Consider the following 25,477-nt stretch of genomic DNA (forward strand, 5'->3'; position numbering starts at 1 on the left):
CCACAACCCCCCCCCCCTTGTCTCTTGTTTTCCCGGGGGGGGGGCCGGGGCCCCCCCCCCCCCCCGCGCGGGGTGTGGGGGCTCCGCCCCCACAAATAATGACGAAACGAGAAAGGCCCATGCTCTGTATGAGCATGGGCCTCTGACGAGTGGAGTGGAGCTAAGGGGAATCGAACCCCTGACCTTCTCGATGCGAACGAGACGCGCTACCAACTGCGCTATAGCCCCGTGCGATTCCCGGGGGAACCGCGCTGGAACACTGTATCAGGCATGCACCCGAGAAACCGAATCGCACGGTTGAGCTGGGATTTATTCGCCTGCGGCGCGGCGGTAGTCGCCGGCGCCGTGGCGGTCGCGCAGGGCGCGGGCGGTGGCCGGATCGAAGGTCTCCAGGTGTTCGAACATGGGGTCTTCGTCGTCGGCTTCGAGCAGGGTGGAGCGGCGGCGGAGGGCGCGGGCGGTCTCGCGGTCGATCGTGCGGCGGCGGGCGCGGGCCTCGGCTTCGCGGGAGTCTTCTTCTTCGGCGGGCAGGTCGTCGCCGTGCTGCTGGGCGCGGGTGTGGCGGGCGGCGCGGCGGCGGCGGATGTCCTCTTCGATCCGGACCTGCTTGCGTAGGTAGCCGAGGTAGGTGCCGAGCACGACGGCGCACAGGCCCGACAGCCACCAGCAGACGGGGCTGAGCACCATGCCCATGGCGCCGGTGGCGATGGTGCCCAGCAGGAGGCCGAGGACGGCGCGCTGGCGGAAGGTGTAGCGAGCGGCGCGGGCGATGGCGTCGGCTTCCGGGTCGAATCCACCGCGGCCGCGCCGGTTCGGGACGAAATCCGGGTCTTCGGTGTCGTATTCGAAATCCTCGAGACGGGCGGGCACCCGGGCAGACGGCATGGCAGCCGTCTCCGGTTCGGCGTGCGCTTCTGCCACGTCGTCATCATCGGCCGAATCCGCGCTGTCCGCAGCGGTTCCGGCGGTTATGTCGGCCTCGGTGTCGAATTCTTCCGCGCTCTGGTCGAATTCGGCTTCCTCGTAGACCAATTCCGCGTCGTCGGCCTCGATCGGCTCGTCGCCGGATTCCATCGCGGTTTCGGCGGTTTCGGCGGTCGCGCTCGGACCTGCCTCGAGTTCTGGGGTGGCACCGGCCAAATCGTCCTCAGGGTCGGTGACTTGTTCGGCCGGGTTCATCCGGTGCTCCGCATCATCGCTGGGAAAGGACTTTCTGTGCGCACGGCTCGGTCGGTCGGGGTCGGCTTTCGCGCGCCGTTTGGCGCCGCCGCGATGCAGCACTCTGGTGGCCAGTTTCGAGCCGCCGCGGTGCAGCACTCTGGTGGCCAGGGCCGCGTCGGTGGTCTGCCGGATTCTGGGGTGCCGGTCGGCGAGAATCGGAAACAGCACGAAGACCCACAGCACCACCAACCCGATCCACAGAATCGAATTCGGCATCTTCCCTTTTCACACCTCCCGTCCCGGCTGGTTCCGTTGGCGCAGGGCGCACCACTGACGTCCGTAGGTTAATTCGGGGACGCATCAACATCCGGCAGGCGCGCCGTGCACATCCGCCACATCTGTCACAAGAATCGCCAGTTTCGCGCGTTTCTCACCGATATCGGCGCATCGCGGGGATATCTTGTGCGGTTACCGAGGCTGCGAGTTCTGTTTCAGGGCAGGAAGACCCGGCCGTCGCGCACCAGCCGATCGACCACCGTGCCCATGACTTCCTCGACCGTCATACCGACCAGCATGTGGTCGCGCCAGGCGCCGTCGACGTCGAGATATTTGCGCAGCAGACCCTCTTCCCGGAATCCGGCATTGCGCAATACGGCCTGGCTGGCCAGGTTCTCGGGCCGCACGGTGGCTTCCACCCGGTGCAGGCCGACCGGCCCGAAGCAGTGATCGAGCCCGAGCCCGAGTGCCGCCGTCGCCACGCCCTGGCCGCTGAGCTCCTTGGTGACCCAGTAGCCGATCCAGGCCGAGCGCAGGGCCCCGCGCACGATATTGCCGACCGTGAGCTGCCCGCTGAAGGTGCCGTCGACCTCGATCACCAGCGGGATCATCGCCCCGCGGCGCGCTTCGGCCTTCAGGCTGGACCACAGCGACGGCCAGTTCGACGCGTGATTGCGCGCCTCCCAGGCGCCTCGGCCGGTCGGCTCCCAGGGCTCGAGATGATCGCGGTCGCGCAACCGGATCCGGCTCCAGGCCGCCGCGTCCCGCAATCGCACCGGCCGCAGGGTCACCAGGCCGGCCGCGCACCGCACCGGGCCCAATCGCGCGGGCCACCCCGGATGCTGCGTGACCCGGAAAACGTTCATCGACTCCATCAGCTCCCCGACTTATCAGCCGCGCTGTGCGAGAAACGCGACCCGGACCTCGTCACCGGTCCTGATTTCGGTGTCGTCCGGGTCGATCATGATCAAACTGTTCGCCTCGGCCAGGGTGGCGAGCAGGTGCGAGGAGGACCCGGCCGCGCCGCCGAGCGGCTGCACGAGGTAATCGCCGGTGGTCTCGTCGCGCATCAGCTGCGCGCGCAGGTACCCCTTGCGTCCCGCCATCGAGGAGATGGGCGTGATCGTGCGAGCCCGGATGATGCGGCGCATGGGGTGCCTGCGCCCCAGCGCGATCCGGATCAGCGGTCGTACCATGACCTCGAAAACTACCAGCGCGCCAACCGGATTGGACGGTAGTAGGAAGGTCGGGACCTCGTCGCGGCCGAGCCGGCCGAAACCCTGCACGGAACCGGGGTGCATCGCCACCCGATCGATCTCCAGTTCGCCGAGGCCCTCGAGCGCCTCCCGGACCTGCTCGGAGGCCCAGCCGCCGACCGCGCCCGCGATCACCACGACCTCCGAGCGCACCAGCTGACCTTCGACCACGTCGCGCAGCTGACTCGGATCGGTGCTGACGATGCCGACCCGGTTGACATCGGCGCCCGCGTCGCGCGCGGCCGCGGCCAGCGCGTAGGAGTTCACGTCGTAGACCTGGCCCGGGCCGGGCGTGCGATCGATGTCGATGAGCTCGCCGCCCACCGAGATGACCGACAGCCGCGGCCGCGGATGCACCAGCACCTTGTCCTGACCGACCGCGGCGAGCAGACCCACCTGCGCGGGCCCGATGATGGTGCCCGCCCGCACCGCGACGTCGCCGGGCTGCACGTCGTCACCGATCCGGCGCACGTAGTCACCCGAGCGCACCGTCTCGTAGACCTTGATCCGGGCCCGGCCGCCGTCGGTGAAGTCCAGGGGCAGAACGGCATCCGCGAGGGTCGGCAGCGGGGCGCCGGTGTCCACGCGCACGGTCTGGCGTGGTTGCAGCCGGATCGGCTGGCGCGAACCCGCGACCACCTCGCCGACCACCGGCAGCGTCAGGTCGACGAGTTCGCCGTCCTCGCTGCGAATGTCGGTGCCGGCGGCCGCGACGTCGACGCTGCGCACCGCGTAGCCGTCGATCGCGGCCTGGTCGAAGCCGGGCAGCGGCCGCTCGGTGACCACGTCTTCGGCGCACAGCAGGCCTTGGGCCTCGGAGATCGCGACCCGGACCGGCCGGGGTGCGACCGCCGCCGCGGTCACCTTGATCTGCTGATCCTCAACCGAGCGCATCGAGCCCTTCCCTGATCTGGCGTCCCACTGGCGATTCCGCCGCGCACCACTGATGGTGTCACCGCCGTCCTCGGGAAAGCAGTGCGGCGCGCGGACAGGTGAACTCTCATTCGTACCCGACCCACGCGCCGACAGCGAAACCGACGAGCACTAGCGCGTCGTCCCGGCCAAATGCCAGGATCGGCTCCTAGTCGTAGGGCGTCAGCTGCGGATCCCAGTCCGCACTCAGCCTTTCCTCCAGCCACTCGCGCAGCGCGGGGCCGTATTCCTCACGTTCCAAAGCGAAATCGACCGCGGCGCGCAGGTAACCGCCCGGGTTGCCCAGATCGTGGCGCGACCCGCGGTGCACCACGACATGCACCGGATGCCCCTCGGCGATGAGCAGCGCGATGGCGTCGGTGAGTTGCAGTTCACCGCCGGCGCCCGGCTCGATCCGGCGCAGCGCGTCGAAGATGGCGCGGTCCAAGAGGTATCGGCCGGCGGCCGCGTAGGTGGAGGGCGCGTCCTCGAGGGCGGGCTTCTCCACCATTCCGTTGACGCGCAGCACGTTCGGATTCACCGCGTCCGGCACGGTCGCCACGTCGAAGACGCCGTAGGCGCTGACCTGATCCTTGGGTACATCGATCGCGCATAAGACGCTGCCGCCGCGTTTACGCCGCACCCGGCTCATGACGTCGAGCACACCGCAGGGCTGCACCAGGTCGTCGGGCAGCAGGACCGCGATGGCGTCCTCGTCGTCGTCGAGCACGCTCTCGGCCTGCGCGACCGCGTGCCCGAGGCCCAGCGGCTCCTCCTGGATCACCGAGACCACGTCCAGCAGGCCGGGCGCCTTGCGCACCTTCTCCAGCAGCTGGAACTTGCCCCGCTCGGCGAGCGTGCTCTCCAGCACGAGGTCCTCGACGAAGTGCGCGACCACGCCGTCCTTGCCGGGTGAGGTCACGATCACCAGGCGTTCGGCGCCGGAGTCGGCGGCTTCGACGGCGACCAGTTCGATGCCCGGGGTGTCCACCACCGGCAGCAATTCCTTGGGCACCGTCTTGGTGGCGGGCAGGAACCGCGTCCCCAGTCCGGCCGCGGGCACCACGGCCGTGCGGAAGCACGACACCACGCCGTCTGCGGATTGTGCCGTATTCGCTGTCATGGGCATACCCTATCCATCCATCACATCGCCCCAGCGCCGTTGGGCGGCGGTGGGGCATTCGCCGGTGAGCATATGGTGATCATCATGGAGATGCCCGATAAGGCAGATAAACATGCATGGCGCTCCGAAATTCTCAGGCACCGGAGTTCCCAATCCCCGGCGGACCATGCCGAGGAGGCTCGCCTACTCGCGGAAACCGCAGGCAAACTGGGGGTTTCCGGCTGGGTCTGCGCGTACGTACCGGTGGGTGGCGAGCCGGGCTCGCTGGAGCTGCTCGACGCTTTGTGCGTCGGCGGCGCACGCGTTCTGCTCCCGGTCACCGGGCCGCCCGGGCCGCTGGAATGGGCCGAGTACACCGGCCCGGACAGCTTGCGCCCCGCGCGTTTCGGTCTGCTGGAGCCGACGGGCGAGGTGCTGGGGCCCGAGGCCGTCGGCCTGGCCGAGCTGATCCTGGTGCCCGCGCTCGCGGTGGATCTGCGCGGTGTCCGGCTCGGGCGTGGCGCTGGATATTACGACCGGACGCTGGCCGCGGCCCGCCCCGAAGCTCGCCGGACGGCCGTGGTGCGCGACGACGAACTCGTCGCTTTTCTGCCCGAGGAGCCGCATGACCTGCGCATGGGCTGGGCGCTGACACCCCGGGGCGGGTTGCGGCGACTGGGTACCGTGGAATGAATCCAGGATTGGCGGTGTTGGCACTGTCGCCTGTAGAGTGCCAATTCGACGAGACCAGCGGAGGATCCTGTGCCAACTTATTCGTACGCGTGCACCCAGTGTGACAACCGCTTCGACATCGTTCAGTCCTTCAGCGACGACGCGCTGACCGTGTGCCCCGAGTGCTCGGGCAAGCTGCGCAAGCTGTTCAACTCGGTCGGCATCGTCTTCAAGGGCAGCGGTTTCTACCGCACCGACAGCCGCGGCGGCTCGGCCACCGCGAGCGAGCCCGCGAAGTCGGACAACGGGTCGAGCACCAAGAGCACGGAATCGGCACCGTCGAGCGGCACCAGCTCCGGCACCGGTTCCACCAGCACCTCGTCCACCAGCACCGCGGCCGCCGCCAGCTGAGTTATCCACAGCTCGCCGGTTCTCCACAGGCAGGGCTTTTCCCGGGCGTGGCGCGCTACCCGCGACCCTAGGCTCCGGCCATGACTTCGCGCACCGCTCTCGGCCGGGACAACCCGTTGCGCACGGTTCTCGACCACCGGCCGCCCTGGGCCGACCTGCTGCTGGTCCGCAGACTGCTCGCCGCCGCACTCACCGTGCTGGCGGCGGTGCTGTTTCTGCGCGGCGATCCGGACACCCACTCCGCGCCCGTGGTCGTGGCCGCACACGATCTACCGCCCGGCCGCCTCTTGGCCGCCGGTGATCTCCGCACCGTCACCCAGGCCGCCGGTTCCCTCCCCGCCGGCGCGGCCCGCGACACCGCGCCCTTGCTCGGCGCCACGCTGACCGGCGCGATGCGGGCCGGTGAGGTCTTCACCGATCTGCGCGTCCTCGGCCCGCGGCTGGCGGCCGCCGCCGCCGGCGCCCCGGATGCCCGCATCGTCCCGATCCGTCTCGCCGACAACGCCGTCGCCGAGATCCTGCACGCCGGTGATCGGGTGGACGTGGTGGGCGCCGAGGAGGGCGGCGACCGGCCGGCCCGCACGCTGGCCCGCGATGCCGCCGTGGTGCTCGTCTCCCGCCCGGCCGATCGGCGGGGGCAGGCGGAGCCGGTGGTGCTCGTCGCGCTGGGCGCCGAGCCCGCGCTGGCCGTCGCCGCGGCCTCCCTGCGCACCGCTCTCACTGTCGTTTTTCATTGAATCCGTTAGCATCGGCTCTTTGCTCGCGGCTCCGCGCAGCCGAACAGCTAAATCCGAACAGGAGAGACTCGGCCATGCTCAAGGGATTCAAAGACTTCATCTTCCGCGGCAACGTCCTCGATCTGGCTGTCGCGGTCGTCATCGGCACCGCCTTCACCGCGATTGTGAGCGCTTTCACCGACGGCATCGTCAAACCGCTGCTCGCGGTCTTCGGCGGCACCAATGAACTCGGCTGGGGTTTCGAGATCGTGTCCGGCAAGCCCGCCACCTTCATCCAGCTCGGCAGCATCGTGGGTGCGGTCATCGACTTCCTGCTGATCGCGGCGGTGCTCTACTTCGTCCTGGTGACTCCGGCGAACCGGATCATGGCGCGCTTCGGCTCCAAGCAGGCCGCCGCCACCGAGATCGCGCTGCTGACCGAGATCCGCGACCTGCTGGCCGCCGAGCGCGCCACCGACACCGGCACCGGCACCGGCACCGAAGCCGTGGTCCCCGCGACGTCCGCAAGCCCCAGCACCGGCACCACCACGATCCGCGAGGTCTGACCACACAAAAGAACGGGCCCGCCGCGAAAGCGACGGGCCCGTTCGGGTTTTGTGACTGGCGAACCAGATCAGCCGAGGCTGAAGGGCTGGCCCCAGAGCACCACGTACGACATCACGTTGTCGGTCTCGACCTTGACGCGCACGAAGGCACGAGCCTGCGCGTAGCCGCCACAGCCACTCAGGCCGATGGTCGAATCCGCCCAGGACACCGAGCCGTTGGTGCCCTTGAACCGGTTGTTGGTGGAGTGATCCTCGTTGCCGTAATCGTCGGCGACCTCACGGTCGAGGACGTAGAACGAGGTCGCCTGGCCGGGGCCGAGCGTCAGGCTGCCGCCACCGCCACCGCTGGGCGAGACGTCGACCTGGTCGCCGCTACCGGCGGCCTCGACGCTGGCGTCGGCCGAGACACCGCCACCGGCGATGTTGACCTGGCAACCCACGACGTAGCCCGGGTAGATCTTGCCGCCGACGGCGCCGGAGCCCGAGAGCTCGACGACCGCGGTGCCGGAGACCCACGAGTTACGGTGCAGCGGAGTGGAACCCAGGGACGGGTTGATGTTGGCCGATTCACCGACCAGCTTGACGGTCACCACGGTGCCGTCGGACAGGGTCTTGGTCATTTCGCCACCCGGCAGCGCCACGAAAGTATCAGCGTTGGCAGCTCCGGTGGAGAAGAGGCCCATGGCGATGGTGGCGGCGGCACCTACACCGGCAACCTTCGCCAGGTTCTTACGGTTGATCATGTTTTTTCCCTCAGGGGTTTGAAGTTTGTTCGGCGAGAAGAGATTTCGACGATTCGAAGACGGGCGATCAGCCGATGCTGAACGGCTGGCCGTACAGGGTGGTCTTCGAGTAGTGGTCGCCGATGATCTCGACCACGGTGTAGGAACGCGCCTGGGCGTAGCCGGCGCAGCCCTGGATCTGCATCTCGACGTCCTGGTATTCCACCGAGTAGACGCCCGCCTTCGGGATGTCCTTCAGCTCGACCATGACGAACTTGACCTCGCCGGGACCCAGGTCCAGGCTGAAGCCGCCGGACACGGAGCCGCTCTGCAGGCCGACACTGAAGCCGCCGTTGAGGCCGATCGCGTCGTCGCCGATGGAGACCTGGCAGCCGATGATGTAACCGGTGTTGATCTGCGACAGGCCGTGCGTCGAGGAGTTGTTGGTGCCCGGGTCGTTCTTCGGACCGTTCCACGGTCCGGCAGTGCCTTCCGGCGTAGCGGTGACGTCGGCGGTCGCGTTGCCCGAGACCCAGACGACACGGCCGGCGCCGTTGGCAGCCAGCGAAGGCGAAACGACGGCGTGCTCACCAGTTCGGGTAATGGTCACACCCGAGCCGACCTTCTGACCGTCCGGCAACGGTACGAAGACATCGGCATTGGCGGCACCGGTCGAAAACAGACCCATGGCAACGGCTGCGGCGGCGGTAACGGCGCCCGCGGCACCGGCACTGCGACGCAAACCGTTGGTGCGGTTCTCGCTCATACTTCCCCTCATCAGGTTCTAACAGTCAACCTCGACCATCGAGGCTGGATGGCACTCTCAGGCCCAGCTCAGTTTGTCGCCCCTTTGTTGCCGGTATGTAACCGGCCGTAATTTCGGCGCAACGGCCTCAGCTGGCAACGGAACCGAGCCCTGGTTCCGCCGGGTCGGCAACGTTCGTGACGTACCCGGGCCTGTGTGGTCCATTGTTGGGTGGCTCTCGGCGAAGATTAAACCGTAGGTAACTGTGTGGCAACGCGGGCTTTGGTAAAGAACAATGTGATGTAGATCACATAGTCAATCATAGCCATATCGCTTGACGTGCATAGATACAGCAGGGAAGGGTCCCCGAACGAATTGATAGACGGTACGCGGCGCACCAAGGCCATTCGCGGATACGAGTCAGATCCGTAACGAAATGCGTTGGATCACAGCCGAAAAACAAAAACGGTGAGGGTGACACGGCTATTTATTCGCCGGTAATACGGAGTGTGGCCGTAGATAAAGCTCAACCGTGGTGCGGAGGCACCTGGGAGCGCAGCCAATCATCGGCCGAAGCCGGACCGTCGGAATCGTCACCGCGTTCGTCGCGGGTGGTGTCGGGCAGGGCGTCGCCGAAGATCTCGGCCAGACGCGCGGCGTCTCTCGCCCGGCGGTGCGCCGGGCGAGAGTCGTCGGAAGAACCTGTGGCGCTGATTATTCGGCCAGTCCGGAGAGCTCGCCGATCGCCTTGCTGGCGAGCGGACCGAGGGTTGCCATGCCATCGCGGACCGCGGCGCGGGTGCCGGGCAGGTTCACCACCAGCGTGCTGCCGGAGATGCCGGCCAGACCGCGCGACAGACCCGCGTCCAGCGAGCCGGCCACCCGGCCCGAGGCGCGCAGCGCCTCGGTGATGCCGAGCAGTTCCCGGTCCAGCACCTGGGAGGTGGCCTCGGGGGTGACATCGCGCGGCGACATACCGGTGCCGCCGACCGAGATCACCAGGTCGACGCCGCCGATCACCGCGGTGTTCAACGCATTACGGATCTCCACCTCGTCGGCCTGGACCGACACCGATGCGTCGACTAGGAAACCCGCCTCGGTGAGCAGCTCGGTGACCAGCGGTCCGAGTGAATCCACACCTCCATGCGCCGTTCGATCGTCGACGACCACCACCAGTGCACGCCCCGCCACAGGAGCATCGATTTCCATGCTGCTAACCGTAGCGCCTGCCGCCCCCGGCTCGACGGCTGAGTTGGCAACAGCACTGAGGTGCGAACCAGACATCAACATTTCCTTCCGGCCCTACGCGGGCGCGCCGCTGAGCGTGACCTCGACGGTCTTCGAATTGTTGCCCTGCTCATCGGTATAGGTGACCTTCACCTTGTCCCCGGGCTGGTACGAGCGGACCGCGGCGATGAGCGAGTTGCCGGAGTCGATGGGCCGGTCGTCGATCTTGGTGATGACCGCGCCCGCGGGGATGCCGGCCTTGGCGGCCGGGCCGTCCGGGGTGGACTCCAGGACCAGCGCGCGGTCGCCCTCCGGGCGCAGCTTGATGCCGATCTGCGCGTAGGTGGCGTGCCCGGTCTTGACCAGCTGGTCGGCGACCCGGCGGGCCTGATCGACCGGGATGGCGAAGCCGAGGCCGATGGAACCGGTCTGCTGGCCGCTCGTCTCGCCGGCGCCGAGGCTGGCGATGGCGGTGTTGATGCCGATCAGCTTGCCGCTCGAATCCACCAGCGCGCCACCGGAGTTGCCGGGATTGATGGCGGCGTCGGTCTGGATCGCGTCGATCACCGGGTTCGGCGTGTTCGGGCTCTGCGCGCCTTCGCCGCTGGTGGACACCGGCCGGTTCAGCGCGGACACGATGCCCGTGGTGACGGTGCCGGCCAGGCCCAGCGGGGAACCGATGGCGATGGCCGGCTGCCCGACCTGCACGTCCCCGGAGTCGCCGAATTCGATCGGGGTCAGGCCGGTCTTCTCGGCCTTGATCACCGCGAGGTCCGAGACCGGGTCGGTGCCGACGATGGTGGCGGGCGCGGTGCTGCCGTCGTTGAAGACGACCTGCATCTTGGCGCTCGTCCCGGCGCCGGCGGCCACGTGGTTGTTGGTCAGGATCAGGCCGTCGGAGGAGAGGATCACGCCCGAGCCCTCACCCTCGGCGCGGTCGCTGGCGACCTTGATCATCACCACGCTGGGCAGCACCTTCTGCGCCACCGCCTGCGTGGAGCCGGCGGGCGCGTTGGCCACGTCCTTGGCCTTGTTCGGGCGCGGTGCGTCCAGCGCGTTGGTGACCGATGTGCCGGAGGCGTCGCGATCGGTGACGGCCGCCCCGACCACGCCGCCGATGCCGCCGCTCACCAGGGCCAGCGCCACCGCGCCCGCCAACAGGCCGGTCCGGATCGGCTTGCGCGCCGGCGGCTGCGGTGGCGCGCCGTACGGGGCGCCGGGGTGCGGCGGGTAGGACGGAGCCGCATATCCGGGCATCGCGTATTCCGGGCCGGATTCCGGGCCCGGGAATGGGTGGCCCTGGTAATGCGGCGTCGAATGCGGGCCGGTGGAATATGGCCCGGTAGAATACGGCCCGGCCTGCGAATAGGTCGGGGCGGGGTTGTCCCAGACGGCCTGACCCGAATTCTCAGGATGCGCGGCGGGCATCTGCTCGGTCGGATGCGGACCACCGGTGGCCGCCTGCGGGCCCGTCTTTTCCGGGCCACCTCGGCGTTCTTGGAATTCCTCGGTCATGGCTTCTCGTTTCTCCCTAGCGTCTGCGACCTACCTTGGCGGCGACGGATAAGAGCGGACTGAGATCCTGCTTTGACCCTGCTTTCAGTTTTCCGGGCGGGTGGCCGCGGCGTCGTCCATTTCGGGCAGCACGCCGGGCGCAACGCCCTCACCAGGTAACACAATACGGATCAGGGCGCCGCCCCGGTCGGAAGTGTCGATGGTGATGGTGCCGCCGTGTTTGGTCACCACCTGTTTGACGATGGCCAAACCGAGGCCGGACCCGGGCATGGAGCGCGCCGCGGTGGTCCGGTAGAAGCGCTCGAAAACCAGTTCGCGCTCACCCACCGGAATTCCGTGACCGGCGTCGTCGACGGACAGTTCGAGTAATCCGCGACCGGTCTCGCGCATCGCGACATGCACCTGCGCGCCGGCCGGACTCCATTTCGCGGCGTTGTCGAGGACATTGAGCACGGCCCGTTCCAGGCCCGCCTCGTAGCCGTAGATGAACCACGGGCGCAGCTCGGCCACGAACTCGATGGAGCCGCGGCGGCGCCGTGCGCGTTCCAGGGCGCGCTCGGTGACCTCGCCGAGGTCGATCCGGTCGTAGACGGTCTCGGGGGCGTCCTCGCGGGCCAGATCGACCAGGTCGCCGACGAGCTGGGACAGCTCCTCGATCTGGGCGACCACGTCGGCGCGCAGCTCGGCCATGTCCTCCTCGGGAATGCTCGGCGCACCCGGGCGGCTGGAGGCGATCAGCAACTCCATGTTGGTGCGCAGCGAGGTGAGCGGCGTCTTGAGTTCGTGCCCGGCGTCGGCGACCAGGCGGCGCTGCCGGTCCCGGGACTCCGCGAGGGCGCGCAGCATGGTGTTGAAACTCTCGGTGAGCCGGGCCAATTCGTCGTCGCCGGTGACCGGAATCGGGGTCAGGTCGTCGGTGCGGGCGATCCGCTCGGTGGCCGAGGTGAGCCGGCCGATCGGCCGTAAACCGGTGCGGCCCACCGCGGTGCCGGCCGCGGCGGCCAGCACGACCCCGCAGCCGCCGACCACGAACAGCAGCCAGGCCAGCCGGTCGAGCACCTCCCGGGTGGGCTCCAGACGCTGCGAAATGATCAGCGTCGCGCCGGAATTCGTCGGCATGGCCAGCACCCGCTGGTTGTGCACGGTGCGCAGCGAGGAGTGGATCTTGCCGTCGGCGACCGCGAGTTCCTGACTGCCGACCGGCGGAATCGTCTGCTGCGGCGGCATATACGGCTTGTGGTCGGCGAAAATCAGTGCCACGCCGACATCATTGGAGAACAGCCCGGCCAGCACGATGGACTGGAAGCCGAGATTCTCGAAGTTGTTGGTGATCATCGTCTCGGCGCGCGCCTTCAGCTGCGAGTCGACGTCGTTATAGAGCGAGCGCTCGACCATCGCGTACGCCGCGATGGAGGTGACCGCGACCGCGATCGCCACCACCGAGGCGGCGAGCAACGTCACCCGCCAGCGCAGCGACACCGATCGGGTCAGCGGCATCGGCGGCCGCATATCCGAGTCGTGCGGGCGCGGACCGAGCGTGGCGACCACCGGCCGCCGGGGAATACTTCGTGCCATGTCTCCCGGCCTACGGAGGGGTCTCGCGCAGCACGTAGCCGACGCCGCGCACGGTGTGGATCAGCCGCGGCTCCCCCTCGGCCTCGGTCTTGCGACGCAGGTAGCCGATGTAGACCTCGAGCGCGTTGCCCGAGGTCGGGAAGTCGTAGCCCCACACCTCCTCGAGGATGCGGCTGCGGGTCAGCACCCGGCGCGGGTTGGCCATCAGCATCTCGAGCAGGGAGAACTCGGTGCGGGTCAGGCTGATCGAGCGGTTCTCCCGCCACACCTCCCGGGTCACCGGGTCCAGCGACAGGTCGGCGAACCGCATCGCCTCGGAGGCTTCCTCGGTGTCGGTGGCGCGGCGGCGCAGCAGGGCGCGCAGGCGGGCCAGCAACTCTTCCAGCGCGAACGGCTTGGGCAGATAGTCGTCGGCGCCCGCGTCCAGGCCCGAGACCCGCTCGGAGACCGAATCGCGGGCTGTCAGAACCAGAATCGGCAGGTCGTCGCCGGTGCTGCGCAGACGGCGGCAAACCTCCAGGCCATCCATGCGCGGCATCATCACGTCGAGGACGAGGGCATCGGGCCGCTGCGCGGTGACCTTCTCCAAGGCGTCGACACCGTCCACCGCGAGGTCGACGGTATAGCCGTTGAAGGTCAGTGACCGGCGCAGCGATTCCCGGACGGCGCGATCGTCGTCGACTACCAGAATGCGCATGCGACCAGTTTGGCCCTAACGACTGAGAGTGCACTGAGAGGGGCGGTCGCGACACGCCGGAGCGCATTGGACATCATCCAGCAACATTCGAATTCGGAGCTGAACTGCGCCCCGTTCGAATTCCATGCGCGAGTCCGAACGCCCCGCTACCGGAGAGCGAAAAGCGCTCTCCCCGTGCGCGATTGCTGGAAGATGTGGGCTCTCGGTTTCAATTGCCGCTTGTCACCGGACACGGTATGTTTCACGTGCCATTTAGCAAGACCTCTGGTTGGTTATGGACAGGCACCGGTGCCGAGCGCAAGCCGGGGGACATATCGAGAGAGCTGAGGATAGAGGCGGGATGGAAGCTGCACCGCGATCCTGGCAGGCGATTTTCTCCAATTGGTCGGTAGCCCGCAAGGTCGCCATCGCGCTGCTCCCACCCGTGATCCTGGCCATGTCCTTCGCAGTGCTGCGGGTCGACAATCACCTCGACGGCATGGAACAGGTGCGCCTGGCCAGCGAATACAACGCGGCCGTGCATCAGATCATCGAATTCGCCGGTGCCGCGACCGAAGTCGCGGCCGCGGCGGTCAATACCATCGGCGGCGACGCCGGCGACCCCAGGATCGGCAAGGCCAACACCCGGTTCGACCGGGCGGTCGCCGACCTGGAACAGGTGATGCGCCTGCCCAAAACCAGCCCCGATCTGATTCGGGATATGAACCTGGCGATCACCGGGGCCAAGGCGCTGCGCGAGAAATCGCGCGCTACCCCGCCGCCCGAGCTGGCCGCGCAACTGGACACCGTGCTGGGCTATGTGGACAAGGCCATGGCCTCCTCCGACGGCGTCGCCTCGGCCTACAACGGCGTGCAGCGCTACATGCTGCAGGTCACCGCCATCATGGTCGCGCGCCGGGCCTTCGCCCAGCAGCAGATGATCATCGGGATGATGACCTCGGGCAAGAACACCGCCCAGCAGCAGGAACAGCTGGCCGCCAAGATGCTGACCACAGCCGGGATGGAGGTGGCGCTGATCCAGGTCTACGCGCAGGCCATGCCCACCGACGCACCGTTCAACGAGCCGCTGCTGGCCGGCGCGACGGCCCGGATGATCGCCGTCGCGGACCCGTCCCGGGCGGCGGACCTGGTCGAGTCGATGCGCACCAGCATCGCCACCTACGACCTGACCGCGACCGACCGGGCGCGGCAGGTCGAACGGGTGCTCGGCGCCGCGCTGACCGATGCGCGCAACAGTGCGATGCGCGACACCTCGATCATCATCGGCACCCTGCTGGCCGGCCTGGCGCTGGCGCTGTGGGTGGCGCAGGCGCTGGTCATGTCGATCCGGCGACTACGCCACGACGTGCTCGACACCGCGCACGTCCGGCTCCCCGAGGAGCTGGCCCTGGTCTACTCCGGCGGCACGCCCCCGCCGATCACCCCGGTCGGGGTCACCGGCCGCGACGAGATCGGCCAGCTGGCCCGCGCCGTCGACGAAATGCACGAGCAGGCCCTGAATCTCGCGGCCCTGCGGCTGCAGATCGGCAAGATGTTCGAGACGCTGTCGCGGCGCAGCCAGTCGCTGGTCGAGCAGCAGCTGACGCTGATCGAGGAACTCGAGCGCAACGAAGAGGACCCGGCCCGGCTGCAGAGCATGTTCCGGCTCGATCACCTCGCCACCCGGATGCGCCGCAACGGCGACAACCTGCTGGTGCTGGCCGGCACGCCGCTACGCCGCGGGCACCTGGAACCGGTCGGCCTGGCCGACATGCTGTGGAGCGCGATCTCGCAGGTCGAGGACTATCAGCGCGCCGAGATCGGTTCCGTGCCCACCGGCATCGTGCCGGGCGCGGCCGCGGTCGACATCGAGCACCTGCTCGCCGAGCTGCTCGACAACGCGCTGCGGTACTCCCCGCCGGACCGCCGGGTCGGGGTCGGGGTGGCCCGCACCGTGGACAGCGGCTACCTGATCGAGATCACCGACCGCGGGCTCGGCATGTCCGACGAGGACCTGGAGGCCGCCAACAACCGCCTGGCCTCGGGCGGCGCGGTCAACTTCGAAACTGCCCGCCGCATGGGCCTTTTCGTGGTCAGTAATCTCTCGGCCCGGCACGGCATCGCGGCCAGCCTGCGCCGGACCGCCTCCACGAACGACGGCACCGGCATCACCGCGGCGGTGCATCTGCCGGCCCGGCTGGTCTCGCTGCCCGAGTCCGATCATCCGACCGCGCCCGTGGTGCCGCTGCCGCAGGCCGGGTCGCTGCCGCACCTGCAACCGGTCCCCGATCCGGAACCCTTCGAGCCCCCGCCGCCCCAGCTGACCGCCTCCGGTCTGCCGCGCCGGCTGCCGATCGTGCCGGACCCCGAACCCGAGCCCACCCCGGAACCCGCGCCGGAGATCTCGACCGGTTACGAGAGCCGTTTCTCCCTCGACACCGTGCCGCGTCATATCGAACCGGTCGCCGATCCGGCCCCGACCGCGCAACTGCGCCCGGTCACCGACGACTCCGAGAGCACGTTCGGCCCACCGATTTTCGAGCCGGTGCCCACCGAACCGGACGACGGCGGCGGCGCGGCCCCGATCTACCAGCGCATGGTCTCGGAATGGCTGGTGGACTCCGCGGCCTCGGATTCCTCGGGCACGCAGTGGAGTTCGCCCGCCGACTCCGGCTGGCAGGCCGCGGCCGAGGCCAGCACGCCCGCCTCCTCCGGGCGGACCCGCGGCGGCCTGCCGATCCGGCGGCCGGGCGCCCAGCTGGTTCCCGGCAGCGTCGACCCGAGCATCGATTCCGGCATCCGGAACCCCGAAGAGATCCGCGAGAACCTGACCCGGCATCTGAACGGCGTCTTCAGCGGACGGCGCGCCGCCGATGCCAACAACGAACATGGGGAATTTGTATGAGTGAATCCAACAACGCCAATCTCAACTGGCTGGTCGCCCGGTTCGCTCGCGAAGTACCCGGTGTCTCGCACGCGGTGCTGGTCTCGGCGGACGGGTTACTCCAGGCGACCAGCGACAATCTCCCCGAGGAACGCGCCGAGCAGCTCGCCGCCATCACCGCCGGACTGGCCAGCCTGGCCGCCGGGGCGGTGCAGCTGTTCGACGGCGGCAAGGTGATGCAGTCGATCGTGGACATGCAGCGCGGCTACCTGCTGGTGATGAGCGTCGGCACCGCCTCGCACCTGGCGGTGCTGGCCACCAAGCAGCACGACATCGGCCGGATCGGCTATGAGATGGCCCTGCTCGTCGACCGGGTCGGCACGGTCATCCAGGCCACTGCTCGATCTACTGTGTGAGTGCGGCTGTGCCCAACCCTGTCGACCCGTACGCCACCGGCGAGTCGCCGCGCAGGCCCGGCCGGGTCCGGCCCTACGCCCTCACCGGCGGACGCACCGCGTCCGCCGTCGATCTGCCGTTGGAGGCCGTGATCGAGACGGTCTCGTTTCCGTCCTACCCGAACTGGCCGGTCGGCGACGTCCGGATGAAGATTCTGCACCTGGGCACCGAGCGACTGTCCGTGGCCGAGATCGCCGGCCGACTGGATCGTCCGCTCGGCCTGGTCCGGGTGATGATCGGTGACCTGGTGGTCTCCGGTTCCCTGCGCGTGCATTCGACCTTGACCGACGACGCGAGTTACGACGAGCGCCGTGCCCTGATGGAGAGGACCCTGCGTGGAATCCGCGCCCTTTAAGACTTTCGGGCTCGACGAAGCCCGCACCGCGTCGACCAAGATCGTCATCGCGGGCGGATTCGGCGCCGGCAAGACGACTTTCGTCGGCGCGGTCTCCGAGATCGTGCCGCTGCGCACCGAGGCCCTGGTGACCGACGCCTCCGACGGCGTGGACGATCTGGAGGCCACCCCGGACAAGACCACCACCACGGTGGCCATGGACTTCGGCCGGATCATCCTGCCCAACAACATGGTGCTCTACCTGTTCGGTACGCCGGGACAGCGCCGGTTCTGGTTCATGTGGGACGACCTGGTGCGCGGCGCGATCGGCGCGGTCGTGCTGGTGGACACCCGCCGGATCGAGGACAGTTTCGCCCCGGTCGACTACTTCGAGTCCCGCAAGCTGCCGTTCCTGGTGGCGATCAACCGGTTCCCCGGTGCGCCGCGGTTCCCGCTGAACGAGGTGCGCGAGGCGCTGTCCATCCGGGAGGGCGTGCCGATCATCGATATCGACGCCCGCAGCGCCGAGGAGGTACGCCGGACGCTGGCCGCGATCACCGAGTACGCGCTGATGCGGTTGACGGCCCAGGAATTCGAGCGGACCGGCCGGCATGTCTGAGATCGACTACTTCGCCATGGGCAGCTGGATGCTGGTCCTGGCCTTCGCGGTGTCGGCGCTCGGGACGCTGATCGGCCTGATCTGCATCCGGCACGCGGGAACACCGGAGAGCACCGGCCGGACCGGCCTGGCCTGGTTGACCGTGGGCGCGGCCTCGATCGGCGGGGTCGGCTTCTGGCTGGCGAGTCTGGTGCTGCTGCTCGGCTTCTCGGTGTCGGACAGCCCGGTGCGCTATCAGCTCGGCCCGATCGTCGCGGCGCTGGCGCCGGCCACGCTGGGCTGCCTGCTCGGCCTGGTGATCGCCGGCAACCGGTCGCATCTCACGCGGTCGCTGGCCGGTGGCGCGGTCGCGGCGCTGGGCCTGGTGACCACGGTGATGCTCGGTGTGAACGCGGTGCGGGTGCGCGGCCGGGTCACCGTCGAGTCGCTGCCGCTGTCCTTCGTCGGTGTGATCGCGGTGGTCGGGTTCGTCGGCGCGCTCTGGCTGACGCTGACCTACCGGGACTCGGTGCGGGCCCGGGTGGGCGCCGCGCTGATCGCCGGGGCGACGGTGACCGGTTCGCAGGTGCTGGCCATGTCCGCGATCGAGGTCGACATCGAGCCGGGTGTGCCGGTGCCCAACGGGATCGAGCTGTTCGACTTCGCCTACCCGGCGTTCGTGGGCGGCCTGCTGGTGCTGGCGATCCCGATCGCCGCGGTGCTGCTGGCGCCGCTGCGCCGGCCGTTCGAGTCCACCCTGGGCGAGGAGCCGGGCCTGGCCCAGCCGAGCTGATTCGACGCGAAGCGACGCGTCCGGATGTCGGCGCCACTTACAGTGGGAGACATGCGGTTCGGCTTGGACTACGCGGGCGGGCGGCCGGGCGGCGCCGCTATCCGGGCGGCCGGGTTCGATTTCGTGGTGCGCTATCTCAGCGCGGGCGGGCCTTCCCTGCCCGGCAAACTGCTCACCCCCGCCGAGGCGGACGACCTTCGGGCCCATGGCGTTTCGATCGCGGCGAACTGGGAGACCTGGGCCGACCGGATGCTCGACGGCTACGACGCGGGCGCGCGCGACGCCGAGGCCGGGCTGGCGCAGGTGCTGCGCTGCGGTGGGCGCGCGGACCGGCCCATCTACTTCTCCGTCGACTTCGATGCCACACCGCAGCAGCAGGTTCCGATCAACGCCTATCTCGACGGTGCGGCGACTGTGCTCGACCGCGCGAATATCGGTATCTACGGCGGGTATTGGCCGCTGAGCCGGGCGCTGGACAGCGGGCACGCGGTCTGGGCCTGGCAGACCGCCGCCTGGTCGGGCGGAAATGTGGAGTCGCGCCGCAATATTCACCAGACATTGCGCCAGCCCATGGTGGGTGGCGTGGTCTGCGATGTGAACGAGGCCGAGACCGCCGATTTCGGGCAGTGGGATTTCGTACAGGAGGAGCCGGACGTGACGCCGGAACAAGAGGCAGTGCTGCGAGACATCCAGGTGCAGTTACGCGGGCCCGGACTGGCGGGGTGGCCGCAGCTGGGCACCGACGCCGAGGGGCGGAACCGGACGCTGGTGGACGGGATGGCCGCGGCGCTGGACCGCATCGACGAATTGGAAAGCGATTCCGAGGCGCTGCGGGCCCAGGTCGCGGAATTGGTGGCGGAGGTGCGGCGCTTGGAGGGGCCGCGCTGGCCCTGGCCGCTATCGCTGATCGAGGGGCCGGCCACTGCCGTGGGGAGCCGACTGGGCCAAAATTGGCGATGAGCGGGTTCTCTCAGTTTCCCGAGAGAACCCGCCCTCCCGGATGAATGTACCGGTGAGACGACACGATTTCATCACTGCATTAGGACTTTTACGGTCACCAAAAACCAACTACCAGTACGCATTTCCCCCCATGGTTATCTGCCCGCTAGCTGGGCTTTCGGAAAAGCTCCAGGTTGCTTCCACGTCATTATTTGCTGACGGATAACCGTTTCGCGAGGTAGGTCTAGAGCCTGCTCGGATCGAGCAGGCCGAGCCGCACCGCCTTGACCACACGGCGCGGCACTCGGTACGTCGTTCCACCCACCGTGACCTCCACCAGGTCCGGTGCGGTGGCCTTCCACTGCGACCGGCGACTGCGTGTGTTCGAACGCGACATCCGCCGCTTCGGGACCGCCATCTCAGCTCTCCTTACCGGCGCGCGGCGTACGGCGGCCGTATTTGCGCTCGAACTTCTCCACCCGGCCCTGGGCGTCCAGCACGCGGCTGGTCCCGGTCCAGAACGGATGCGAATCCGAGGTCACGTCCACCACCAGCAGCGGGTAGGTGTTGCCGTCCTCCCACTGCACGGTGCGCGCGCTGGTGGCGGTCGACCGGGTCAGGAACCGCTTGCCGGTGCTCTGGTCCTCGAAGACGACGGGGTGGTAGTCGGGATGAATTCCGTGCCTCACTTGCTTTCTCCTCTCTGTGATTCGGCCTGCGCGGGATCCAATTCCGGATCCGCGCACGGGTCTTCGTGCCACGTGCCGAACGGGTCGGTCCACTGCGCCACCCGCTCGGGCGCGCGTTCCACCAGGCGCAACTCGTCGTCCTCGACCAGCGCCCAGTGCAGGGCGTGCCGGATGTCGGCGGGATCGGCGTCGTGCGCCAGGATCACCAGCGAGATGTCGCGGTCGCCGAAGGTCTCGTCCCAGCGCAGCGCCGCCAGCGCGCGCCGGGCCGGATCAGCCTGCGCCACTTCCTCGGCCGGCAACGCGGCCAGCCAGCGCCCGGCACCGCCGACCCGCAGGCCGCCGCCCGCGGACTCCAGCCACACCACCTCCTCGGGCTGGGTGGCCAGCCACATCCGCCCGCGTGCGGTGACCACGCCGTCGAACAGCACGTCCAGGGCCTCGTGCAGGCGTTCCGGATGGAACGGCCGGCGCGCCGCGAACTCGACGAGGGTGACGCCGTGCTCGGTGTGCAGCGGCGGCAGCCCGCGCAGCAGCGGGGCGTGCGCGTCGAAGATCCGGCCGCGCCGCGAACCGGCGGGGATCCGGCCCAGCAGTGTCTCGATCTCGGCCGCCCGCACGGTCGCGAGGTCCGCGCTCCAGCAGGTGGGGGCATCGGGCACCAGCCGGGTCAGCACCTCGGCGAGCCGGGCCTGCGCCATGGCGTCGACGGCGGGGCCGAGCGCCACCAGGGCGTCGGCGAAGTCGACCTGGCCCACGGCCACCTGCGCGACCGTGCGCTCGTCGTCGGCGGCGGCCAGGCCGCGCTCGGCGAGGGTCTCCTCGCCGGTGGCGTCGGCCAGCCAGGTCTGGGTGTCCAGGCAGGTCAGCACGGCTTCGACGCGCACGTCGCGGCCCGCGGGCCCGTCCACCCGGCCCACGATCCCGGCCACCACCACGTCCGCGATGGCCTGGCAGACCGCCTCGGCCTCGAACGCCGGATCCAGCGCGAGCACGATGCGGCGCACCGAATCCCGCGCGGCCAACCGGCACAGCAGCGGCAGCAGATCGGCGCGCAGCGTGCAGGACACGCAGCCGTGCGCCAGCTCCAGGACCTCGGTGCGCACCTGCCCGTCCTGCCGGACCGCGCGCCGCACGATGCCCTCACGCAGCGCACTCAGCTCGTGCCGGACCACGACCGTGCCCGGGCTCTCGCCCAGCTCCGCGGCGAGATGATCCACGCCCTCGGTGGCCCGGCCCGCGAAGCCCGCGATCAGCACGACCGGCGTGCGTTCGAGAACAGCCACCGGAACTCCTTTCGACAATGATTTCCATTAACCGAAGAGCAACGGTACAGTCTGGAACAGTCGTTGTCGAAAATGATTGTCATCATCACCTACCGGAGGGAGCCCGCATGTCGGCCCACTGCCAGGTCACCGGGCGCAAGCCCGGCTTCGGCAAGTCCGTGTCGCACTCACACAAGCGGACGAACCGGCGCTGGAACCCCAACATCCAGCGCAAGACCTACTACCTGCCCAGCGAAGACCGGCGCATCACGCTGACCGTCTCCACCAAGGGCATCAAGACCATCGACCGCGACGGCATCGAGGCGGTCGTCGCCCGCCTGCGCGCCGCCGGCGACAAGATCTGAGGAGCGCCCCATGGCAGCCAAATCGACCGAACTGCGGCCGATCGTCAAACTGAAGTCCACCGCCGACACCGGCTACACCTACGTCACCCGGAAGAACCGGCGCAACGACCCGGACCGGATGGTGCTGCGGAAATACGACCCCGTCGTGCGCAAACACGTCGACTTCCGCGAGGAACGCTGAGATGGCCAAGAAATCCAAGATCGCGCGCAACGAACAGCGCCGAGAAGTGGTGGCGCGCTACGCCGCTCGCCGCGCCGAGCTCAAAGAACTGATCCGGCGGCCGGGCACGCCCGAAGACCAGCGCGCCGCCGCCCAGGCCGCGTTACAACGCCTGCCGCGTGACGCCAGTCCGGTACGATTGCGCAATCGGGACGCCGCGGATGGGCGTCCGCGCGGTCACCTCCGCAAGTTCGGACTCTCCCGTGTGCGCGTGCGTGAGATGGCCCACCGCGGCGAGCTCCCCGGTGTGAGCAAGTCGAGCTGGTAACCCACCGATCCTGCGGAAGGAGCCCTGAAATGGCAGTCAAACGAGCACCGTCGAAGAAGGCGCGTGCCGACCAGGCCCGTCGTCCGAAGAAGAACCCGCTCATCGCCGCGGGCATCGAAACCGTCGACTACAAAGACGTGAACCTGTTGCGCACCTTCATCTCCGATCGCGGCAAGATCCGGAGCCGCCGCGTCACCGGGCTGACCCCGCAGCAGCAGCGGCAGGTCGCCGTGGCGGTGAAGAACGCGCGCGAGATGGCGCTGCTTCCGTTCACCAGCCGCTAGGCCGGACAACGACGAAGCGGGCCCGGATCGGCTCCGGGGCCCGCTTCGATAGTCCCGCGCCTACGGGATCTTCAGTTCCTGCCCCGGCTGGATCGAATCCGGGTTGTCGATGCCGCTGGCATCGGCGATCTCCTGATAGCGGTTGCCGTCGCCGAGGAAACGCTCGGAGATTGCCCACATGGTGTCGCCGGGCTCGACCGTGTAGGTCTGGCCGCCCTGCGGCGCCGGTGCCGGCGCGGCCGCCGGCTCCTCCGCCGCCAGCGGGGAGTCGGTGTGGGTCTCGGTGGACCAGACCGCGGCACCGTCGGCGCCGTAGAGCACCACGTTGCGATCCGCTTGCAGGGTCAGGCGATCCACGCTCTTGCCGTTGGTCTCGGTGGACCAGGCGGCCGACCCGTCACCCTTGTACACCACGAAATTGCCGTCCTGCTGCAGCACCGCCCGCTGCACGTCCTGACCGTGAGTCTGGGCTGCCCACACCACATTTCCGCCCGGCTCGGACAGCACCAGGTTGCCGTCCGGCTGCAAGGTGAGGGTGTACGCACCGTTGGTCAGGGACTGACCGAGTCCCAGTTCTTCGCCTACCCGCAGGGTGTCGCCCACGATGTTCCTTTCGCCGAGGTGAGAGCGCATCTCATAGCGACGCCCGCCCACTCGGGGCGCGCCGCGAGCCGAATCTACTGCGGATGCGCTGTGCAACCCGGGATTCGGGCACCGCGATTTGCTGTTGATTAACCGTTGCGTCGCCCCGGCGGCGGTTCCGCGCTCGATTAGGGTGGGTGCCATGCATCGGATGCCGGGCGCCCGCCCCCTCGTCGCCGTCGTCGCGCTGGCCCTCGGCCTCACCGGCTGCGGTAGCTCCGACAGCGCTGGCGGGCAAGCGGATTCCAGCGCCCCGAGCACGTCCGCGGCGAGCGCGCCCACCGAGACCGACCGGCCGAGCCAGGGCAAGACGTTCACCGCCGACCCCACCATCGTTGGCGCACATCCGATTCCGTTCACCGGCTGGACTCGCGTGGGCGCGGACAAGATCGCGGTGCACTTCCAGGCCGGCAACCCCGCCTGCTACGGCGTGGACGCGACCACCACCGAGACCGCGAAGACGGTGACCGTCGAGGTCCGCTCGGGCACCCTGGCCGACGCCGTCGGGCGGATGTGCACGATGGAGATCGTGTTCGGGACCTTGGAGATTCCCCTGACCTCGCCGCTGGGCGACCGGAAAGTGCTGAGCGCCGGCTAGATCGGCTCGGCGATCGCGTCGGACAACGCCGCGAATTCGGCATAGCTGCCCGGATGCGCTGGGCCCCACGTCTTCTGGGCCATCACGCGCAGCGGCATGGTGATCGACCCGGCGATCTGATCCGGTGTCTGCACGGTCGGGTCGTCACACCAGACATGCAGGCTCGCCCCGAGATTCGCGGCGTTCTGCGCGGGCGTGAGCCGCGTCCCGTCGACGAAGACCGCCGGATCCCACAGCTCGTAGCCGAGCACGGGCGGCTGGTTGGCGATCAGGCCCGCCGGGCCGCCCGCCACGTAGTAGGTCGGCAGGAACGCGGCGTTCTTCACCTGATGCCCGGCGGCGACGAGATCCTGTGGGGTGCGCGCGATTCCGAAGAACGGCAGCGGCAGCTGCGGGATGCCCGCGCGACTCCAGTAGTCGACGACGACATCGCTGTCGACGGTGAGCGTGCCCGCGCCGGTGTGCAGGCCGTCGTTCCAGATACGCGGCCGCTTGCCGTGCTCGCGCACGATCGCGGCACCCCAGTTGATCAAGCCGAGGAAGGCGTCGACCGGCTCGGCGTGCCCGCCGTAGGTCGCGCGGGCATACGCCCCCAGCTGCGGATAATCCTCGTAGCCTGCCACTTTCATGCCGTTGAGCAAGAACTCGTCCGCGCCCAGGTGCCAGTAGCGGCCGGAGAACAGCGGCAGGAACTCCTCGAGGATGTCGCGCATCAGGTCATAGCTGCGCGGATCGGAGATGTCGATCGCGGCGTCCGAGACCGCCCCGGCGGCGCTGCGCAGCTTCAGATCCGGGTGCGCGGCGAGAATGCCGTTCATGTGGCCCGGGAAATCGACCTCGGGCACGATCTCGACCTGATGCGCGGCGGCGTAGGCGATCAACTCCCGGATGTCCTGCTTCGAATAGTGCTCCGGGGCCGTGATTTCCGGGTGCCGGGTGCTCTCCAGCCGGAAGCCGAAGCTGTCCGAGAGATGCAGGTGCAGCAGATTCAGCTTGAGCATGCCCATCCGCCGGATCTGCGCCCGCAGCATCGGCACCGGCATGAACTCCCGGCCCACATCCAGCATCAGGCCGCGCTCGGCGTAATCCGGCCAATCCGTCACCGTGCCACCGGGGACGGCCGCGGCCCGGCGCAGCAATTGCAGCGCGGAGCGGGTCGCGTAGAACGCGCCCGCCGGGCCCGCTCCCGACAGCTCCAGGGCCGCCGAGACCTCGATTCGATAGGCCTCGGGTGTATCCGGCGCCGCCGGGACCGGGCCGGTGCGCAGCACGATATCGCCGGGCGCACCGGCTGAACCCGGTTGCGCGACAACGGCCTGGCCGGTGGCCGCGCCCAGTTCCGCCGCGAAGCCGGTCGCGATGTCGCGCAGCGAGTTCTCGGCGTAGTGCACCCGGGCCTGCGCGCCCAGCGTGAACCCCGGCCCGCCCGGCGCCCAGCTCCGCAGCGCCGGTACCGCCTGCGGCGCAACAGGCTCCGCGCCGGACGGCCCGGTGCCGCCCACGGTGAGCACCGACAGCAGCAACGCGCCTGCCACCGCGAACCGGGCGGCTGGGTTCTTGATCATCGGGCCAGCCTACGAAATTCGCTGGTCCCTGAATAGCGAACGCCA

The 25,477-nt window shown here is 68.9% G+C and carries 30 protein-coding genes and 1 tRNA gene; 15 read left to right on the top strand and 16 right to left on the bottom strand.

What is annotated here, in order from left to right:
* Nucleotides 1-155 precede the first annotated feature (155 nt).
* The 5 genes from AB0H76_RS38415 to AB0H76_RS38435 all read right to left on the bottom strand — a co-directional run bounded on the left by AB0H76_RS38415 (nucleotide 156) and on the right by AB0H76_RS38435 (nucleotide 4,728).
* Nucleotides 156-228: transfer RNA gene (locus AB0H76_RS38415), tRNA-Ala, on the bottom strand.
* Between the two features lie 81 nt (nucleotides 229-309).
* Complete coding sequence (glpR, locus tag AB0H76_RS38420; protein ID WP_357332551.1) at nucleotides 310-1,437, bottom strand: gephyrin-like molybdotransferase receptor GlpR; 1,128 nt, start codon at nucleotides 1,435-1,437, stop codon at nucleotides 310-312.
* Nucleotides 1,438-1,652: 215 nt separating this feature from the next.
* Nucleotides 1,653-2,303 carry a GNAT family protein gene (locus tag AB0H76_RS38425; protein WP_357332553.1) on the bottom strand — a complete coding sequence of 217 codons (651 nt, stop codon included), beginning with the start codon at nucleotides 2,301-2,303 and terminating at the stop codon, nucleotides 1,653-1,655.
* 24 nt (nucleotides 2,304-2,327) lie between these two features.
* Nucleotides 2,328-3,587: a gephyrin-like molybdotransferase Glp gene (glp, locus tag AB0H76_RS38430; protein ID WP_357332555.1), complete on the bottom strand. Its 1,260-nt coding sequence runs from the start codon at nucleotides 3,585-3,587 to the stop codon at nucleotides 2,328-2,330.
* 187 nt (nucleotides 3,588-3,774) lie between these two features.
* A complete protein-coding gene (locus AB0H76_RS38435; protein WP_357332558.1) occupies nucleotides 3,775-4,728 on the bottom strand; it encodes a UTP--glucose-1-phosphate uridylyltransferase in 954 nt (317 codons plus the stop codon).
* Between the two features lie 72 nt (nucleotides 4,729-4,800).
* On the opposite strand from AB0H76_RS38435, the gene AB0H76_RS38440 reads away from it, so the two are divergent.
* The 4 genes from AB0H76_RS38440 (at nucleotide 4,801) to mscL (ending at nucleotide 7,072) form a co-directional block, all read left to right on the top strand.
* On the top strand, nucleotides 4,801-5,400 hold the full coding sequence (locus AB0H76_RS38440; protein WP_357332560.1) for a 5-formyltetrahydrofolate cyclo-ligase: 600 nt from the start codon (nucleotides 4,801-4,803) through the stop codon (nucleotides 5,398-5,400).
* 69 nt (nucleotides 5,401-5,469) lie between these two features.
* The gene (locus AB0H76_RS38445; RefSeq protein ID WP_357332562.1) at nucleotides 5,470-5,790 is read left to right on the top strand and encodes an FmdB family zinc ribbon protein; all 321 of its coding nucleotides are present in this window, start codon (nucleotides 5,470-5,472) and stop codon (nucleotides 5,788-5,790) included.
* 80 nt (nucleotides 5,791-5,870) lie between these two features.
* Nucleotides 5,871-6,527: an SAF domain-containing protein gene (locus AB0H76_RS38450; protein WP_357332564.1), complete on the top strand. Its 657-nt coding sequence runs from the start codon at nucleotides 5,871-5,873 to the stop codon at nucleotides 6,525-6,527.
* 74 nt (nucleotides 6,528-6,601) lie between these two features.
* Nucleotides 6,602-7,072 (top strand): large conductance mechanosensitive channel protein MscL, encoded by a 471-nt coding sequence (gene mscL / locus AB0H76_RS38455; protein WP_357332566.1) that lies wholly within the window; start codon nucleotides 6,602-6,604, stop codon nucleotides 7,070-7,072.
* 68 nt (nucleotides 7,073-7,140) lie between these two features.
* Here mscL and AB0H76_RS38460 read toward each other — a convergent pair whose 3' ends face one another.
* The 6 genes from AB0H76_RS38460 to AB0H76_RS38485 all read right to left on the bottom strand — a co-directional run bounded on the left by AB0H76_RS38460 (nucleotide 7,141) and on the right by AB0H76_RS38485 (nucleotide 13,553).
* Nucleotides 7,141-7,815 carry an MspA family porin gene (locus AB0H76_RS38460; protein ID WP_357332568.1) on the bottom strand — a complete coding sequence of 225 codons (675 nt, stop codon included), beginning with the start codon at nucleotides 7,813-7,815 and terminating at the stop codon, nucleotides 7,141-7,143.
* Nucleotides 7,816-7,882: 67 nt separating this feature from the next.
* Nucleotides 7,883-8,560 (bottom strand): MspA family porin, encoded by a 678-nt coding sequence (locus tag AB0H76_RS38465; RefSeq protein WP_357332569.1) that lies wholly within the window; start codon nucleotides 8,558-8,560, stop codon nucleotides 7,883-7,885.
* A 693-nt stretch (nucleotides 8,561-9,253) separates the two neighbouring features.
* Nucleotides 9,254-9,823 carry a MogA/MoaB family molybdenum cofactor biosynthesis protein gene (locus tag AB0H76_RS38470; protein WP_357332571.1) on the bottom strand — a complete coding sequence of 190 codons (570 nt, stop codon included), beginning with the start codon at nucleotides 9,821-9,823 and terminating at the stop codon, nucleotides 9,254-9,256.
* Nucleotides 9,824-9,841: 18 nt separating this feature from the next.
* Nucleotides 9,842-11,023: a trypsin-like peptidase domain-containing protein gene (locus AB0H76_RS38475; RefSeq protein ID WP_357332696.1), complete on the bottom strand. Its 1,182-nt coding sequence runs from the start codon at nucleotides 11,021-11,023 to the stop codon at nucleotides 9,842-9,844.
* Nucleotides 11,024-11,365: 342 nt separating this feature from the next.
* On the bottom strand, nucleotides 11,366-12,790 hold the full coding sequence (locus tag AB0H76_RS38480; protein ID WP_357332698.1) for a HAMP domain-containing sensor histidine kinase: 1,425 nt from the start codon (nucleotides 12,788-12,790) through the stop codon (nucleotides 11,366-11,368).
* A gap of 76 nt (nucleotides 12,791-12,866) precedes the next feature.
* Nucleotides 12,867-13,553, bottom strand: coding sequence for a response regulator transcription factor (locus tag AB0H76_RS38485; RefSeq protein ID WP_357332573.1), 687 nt, complete (start codon nucleotides 13,551-13,553; stop codon nucleotides 12,867-12,869).
* Nucleotides 13,554-13,893: 340 nt separating this feature from the next.
* On the opposite strand from AB0H76_RS38485, the gene AB0H76_RS38490 reads away from it, so the two are divergent.
* The 6 genes from AB0H76_RS38490 to AB0H76_RS38515 are packed head-to-tail and all read left to right on the top strand — an operon-like array spanning nucleotide 13,894 to nucleotide 19,557.
* Nucleotides 13,894-16,437, top strand: coding sequence for an ATP-binding protein (locus AB0H76_RS38490; protein WP_357332575.1), 2,544 nt, complete (start codon nucleotides 13,894-13,896; stop codon nucleotides 16,435-16,437).
* Nucleotides 16,434-16,832 (top strand): roadblock/LC7 domain-containing protein, encoded by a 399-nt coding sequence (locus tag AB0H76_RS38495; protein WP_357332577.1) that lies wholly within the window; start codon nucleotides 16,434-16,436, stop codon nucleotides 16,830-16,832. Before AB0H76_RS38490 ends, AB0H76_RS38495 begins: the two co-directional genes overlap by 4 nt.
* Before the next feature lie 8 nt (nucleotides 16,833-16,840).
* On the top strand, nucleotides 16,841-17,227 hold the full coding sequence (locus AB0H76_RS38500) for a DUF742 domain-containing protein (protein ID WP_357332579.1): 387 nt from the start codon (nucleotides 16,841-16,843) through the stop codon (nucleotides 17,225-17,227).
* The gene (locus AB0H76_RS38505; RefSeq protein ID WP_357332581.1) at nucleotides 17,208-17,825 is read left to right on the top strand and encodes an ATP/GTP-binding protein; all 618 of its coding nucleotides are present in this window, start codon (nucleotides 17,208-17,210) and stop codon (nucleotides 17,823-17,825) included. Before AB0H76_RS38500 ends, AB0H76_RS38505 begins: the two co-directional genes overlap by 20 nt.
* Nucleotides 17,818-18,597, top strand: coding sequence for a hypothetical protein (locus AB0H76_RS38510; RefSeq protein ID WP_357332583.1), 780 nt, complete (start codon nucleotides 17,818-17,820; stop codon nucleotides 18,595-18,597). The genes AB0H76_RS38505 and AB0H76_RS38510 overlap by 8 nt, the downstream gene beginning before the upstream one ends.
* Nucleotides 18,598-18,648: 51 nt before the next feature.
* Entirely contained in the window at nucleotides 18,649-19,557 is a 909-nt protein-coding gene (locus AB0H76_RS38515; RefSeq protein WP_357332585.1) for a DUF1906 domain-containing protein, read from the top strand.
* A 223-nt stretch (nucleotides 19,558-19,780) separates the two neighbouring features.
* On the opposite strand, the gene rpmF is transcribed toward AB0H76_RS38515, so the two are convergent.
* From rpmF to AB0H76_RS38530, 3 genes are read right to left on the bottom strand one after another with little or no spacing between them, the layout of a single operon-like run.
* Complete coding sequence (rpmF, locus tag AB0H76_RS38520; protein ID WP_357332587.1) at nucleotides 19,781-19,954, bottom strand: 50S ribosomal protein L32; 174 nt, start codon at nucleotides 19,952-19,954, stop codon at nucleotides 19,781-19,783.
* 1 nt (nucleotide 19,955) lies between these two features.
* Nucleotides 19,956-20,225 carry a type B 50S ribosomal protein L31 gene (locus tag AB0H76_RS38525; RefSeq protein ID WP_357332589.1) on the bottom strand — a complete coding sequence of 90 codons (270 nt, stop codon included), beginning with the start codon at nucleotides 20,223-20,225 and terminating at the stop codon, nucleotides 19,956-19,958.
* Nucleotides 20,222-21,511, bottom strand: coding sequence for a GTP-binding protein (locus AB0H76_RS38530; protein WP_357332591.1), 1,290 nt, complete (start codon nucleotides 21,509-21,511; stop codon nucleotides 20,222-20,224). The genes AB0H76_RS38525 and AB0H76_RS38530 overlap by 4 nt, the downstream gene beginning before the upstream one ends.
* A 107-nt stretch (nucleotides 21,512-21,618) precedes the next feature.
* Between AB0H76_RS38530 and rpmB the strand changes: the two genes are divergently transcribed.
* From rpmB to rpsR, 4 genes are read left to right on the top strand one after another with little or no spacing between them, the layout of a single operon-like run.
* Nucleotides 21,619-21,855 carry a 50S ribosomal protein L28 gene (gene rpmB / locus AB0H76_RS38535; protein WP_357332592.1) on the top strand — a complete coding sequence of 79 codons (237 nt, stop codon included), beginning with the start codon at nucleotides 21,619-21,621 and terminating at the stop codon, nucleotides 21,853-21,855.
* Between the two features lie 10 nt (nucleotides 21,856-21,865).
* The gene (gene rpmG / locus AB0H76_RS38540) at nucleotides 21,866-22,036 is read left to right on the top strand and encodes a 50S ribosomal protein L33 (protein WP_357332594.1); all 171 of its coding nucleotides are present in this window, start codon (nucleotides 21,866-21,868) and stop codon (nucleotides 22,034-22,036) included.
* A gap of 1 nt (nucleotide 22,037) precedes the next feature.
* Nucleotides 22,038-22,343, top strand: coding sequence for a 30S ribosomal protein S14 (gene rpsN, locus AB0H76_RS38545; RefSeq protein WP_357332596.1), 306 nt, complete (start codon nucleotides 22,038-22,040; stop codon nucleotides 22,341-22,343).
* Between the two features lie 29 nt (nucleotides 22,344-22,372).
* Nucleotides 22,373-22,627, top strand: coding sequence for a 30S ribosomal protein S18 (gene rpsR, locus AB0H76_RS38550; RefSeq protein WP_357332598.1), 255 nt, complete (start codon nucleotides 22,373-22,375; stop codon nucleotides 22,625-22,627).
* 60 nt (nucleotides 22,628-22,687) lie between these two features.
* Here rpsR and AB0H76_RS38555 read toward each other — a convergent pair whose 3' ends face one another.
* On the bottom strand, nucleotides 22,688-23,230 hold the full coding sequence (locus AB0H76_RS38555; protein ID WP_357332600.1) for a LysM peptidoglycan-binding domain-containing protein: 543 nt from the start codon (nucleotides 23,228-23,230) through the stop codon (nucleotides 22,688-22,690).
* A 181-nt stretch (nucleotides 23,231-23,411) separates the two neighbouring features.
* Here AB0H76_RS38555 and AB0H76_RS38560 point away from each other — a divergent pair, with 181 nt between their 5' ends.
* A complete protein-coding gene (locus AB0H76_RS38560) occupies nucleotides 23,412-23,867 on the top strand; it encodes a hypothetical protein (protein ID WP_357332602.1) in 456 nt (151 codons plus the stop codon).
* Here the strand turns inward: AB0H76_RS38560 and AB0H76_RS38565 are convergent.
* Nucleotides 23,864-25,432, bottom strand: a complete 1,569-nt coding sequence (locus tag AB0H76_RS38565; RefSeq protein WP_357332604.1) for a family 20 glycosylhydrolase — start codon at nucleotides 25,430-25,432, stop codon at nucleotides 23,864-23,866. The two genes, AB0H76_RS38560 and AB0H76_RS38565, sit on opposite strands and share 4 nt — an antisense overlap.
* Nucleotides 25,433-25,477 lie beyond the last annotated feature (45 nt).

The sequence above is a fragment of the Nocardia sp. NPDC050712 genome (genome assembly GCF_040654295.1).
Lineage (GTDB): Bacteria > Actinomycetota > Actinomycetes > Mycobacteriales > Mycobacteriaceae > Nocardia.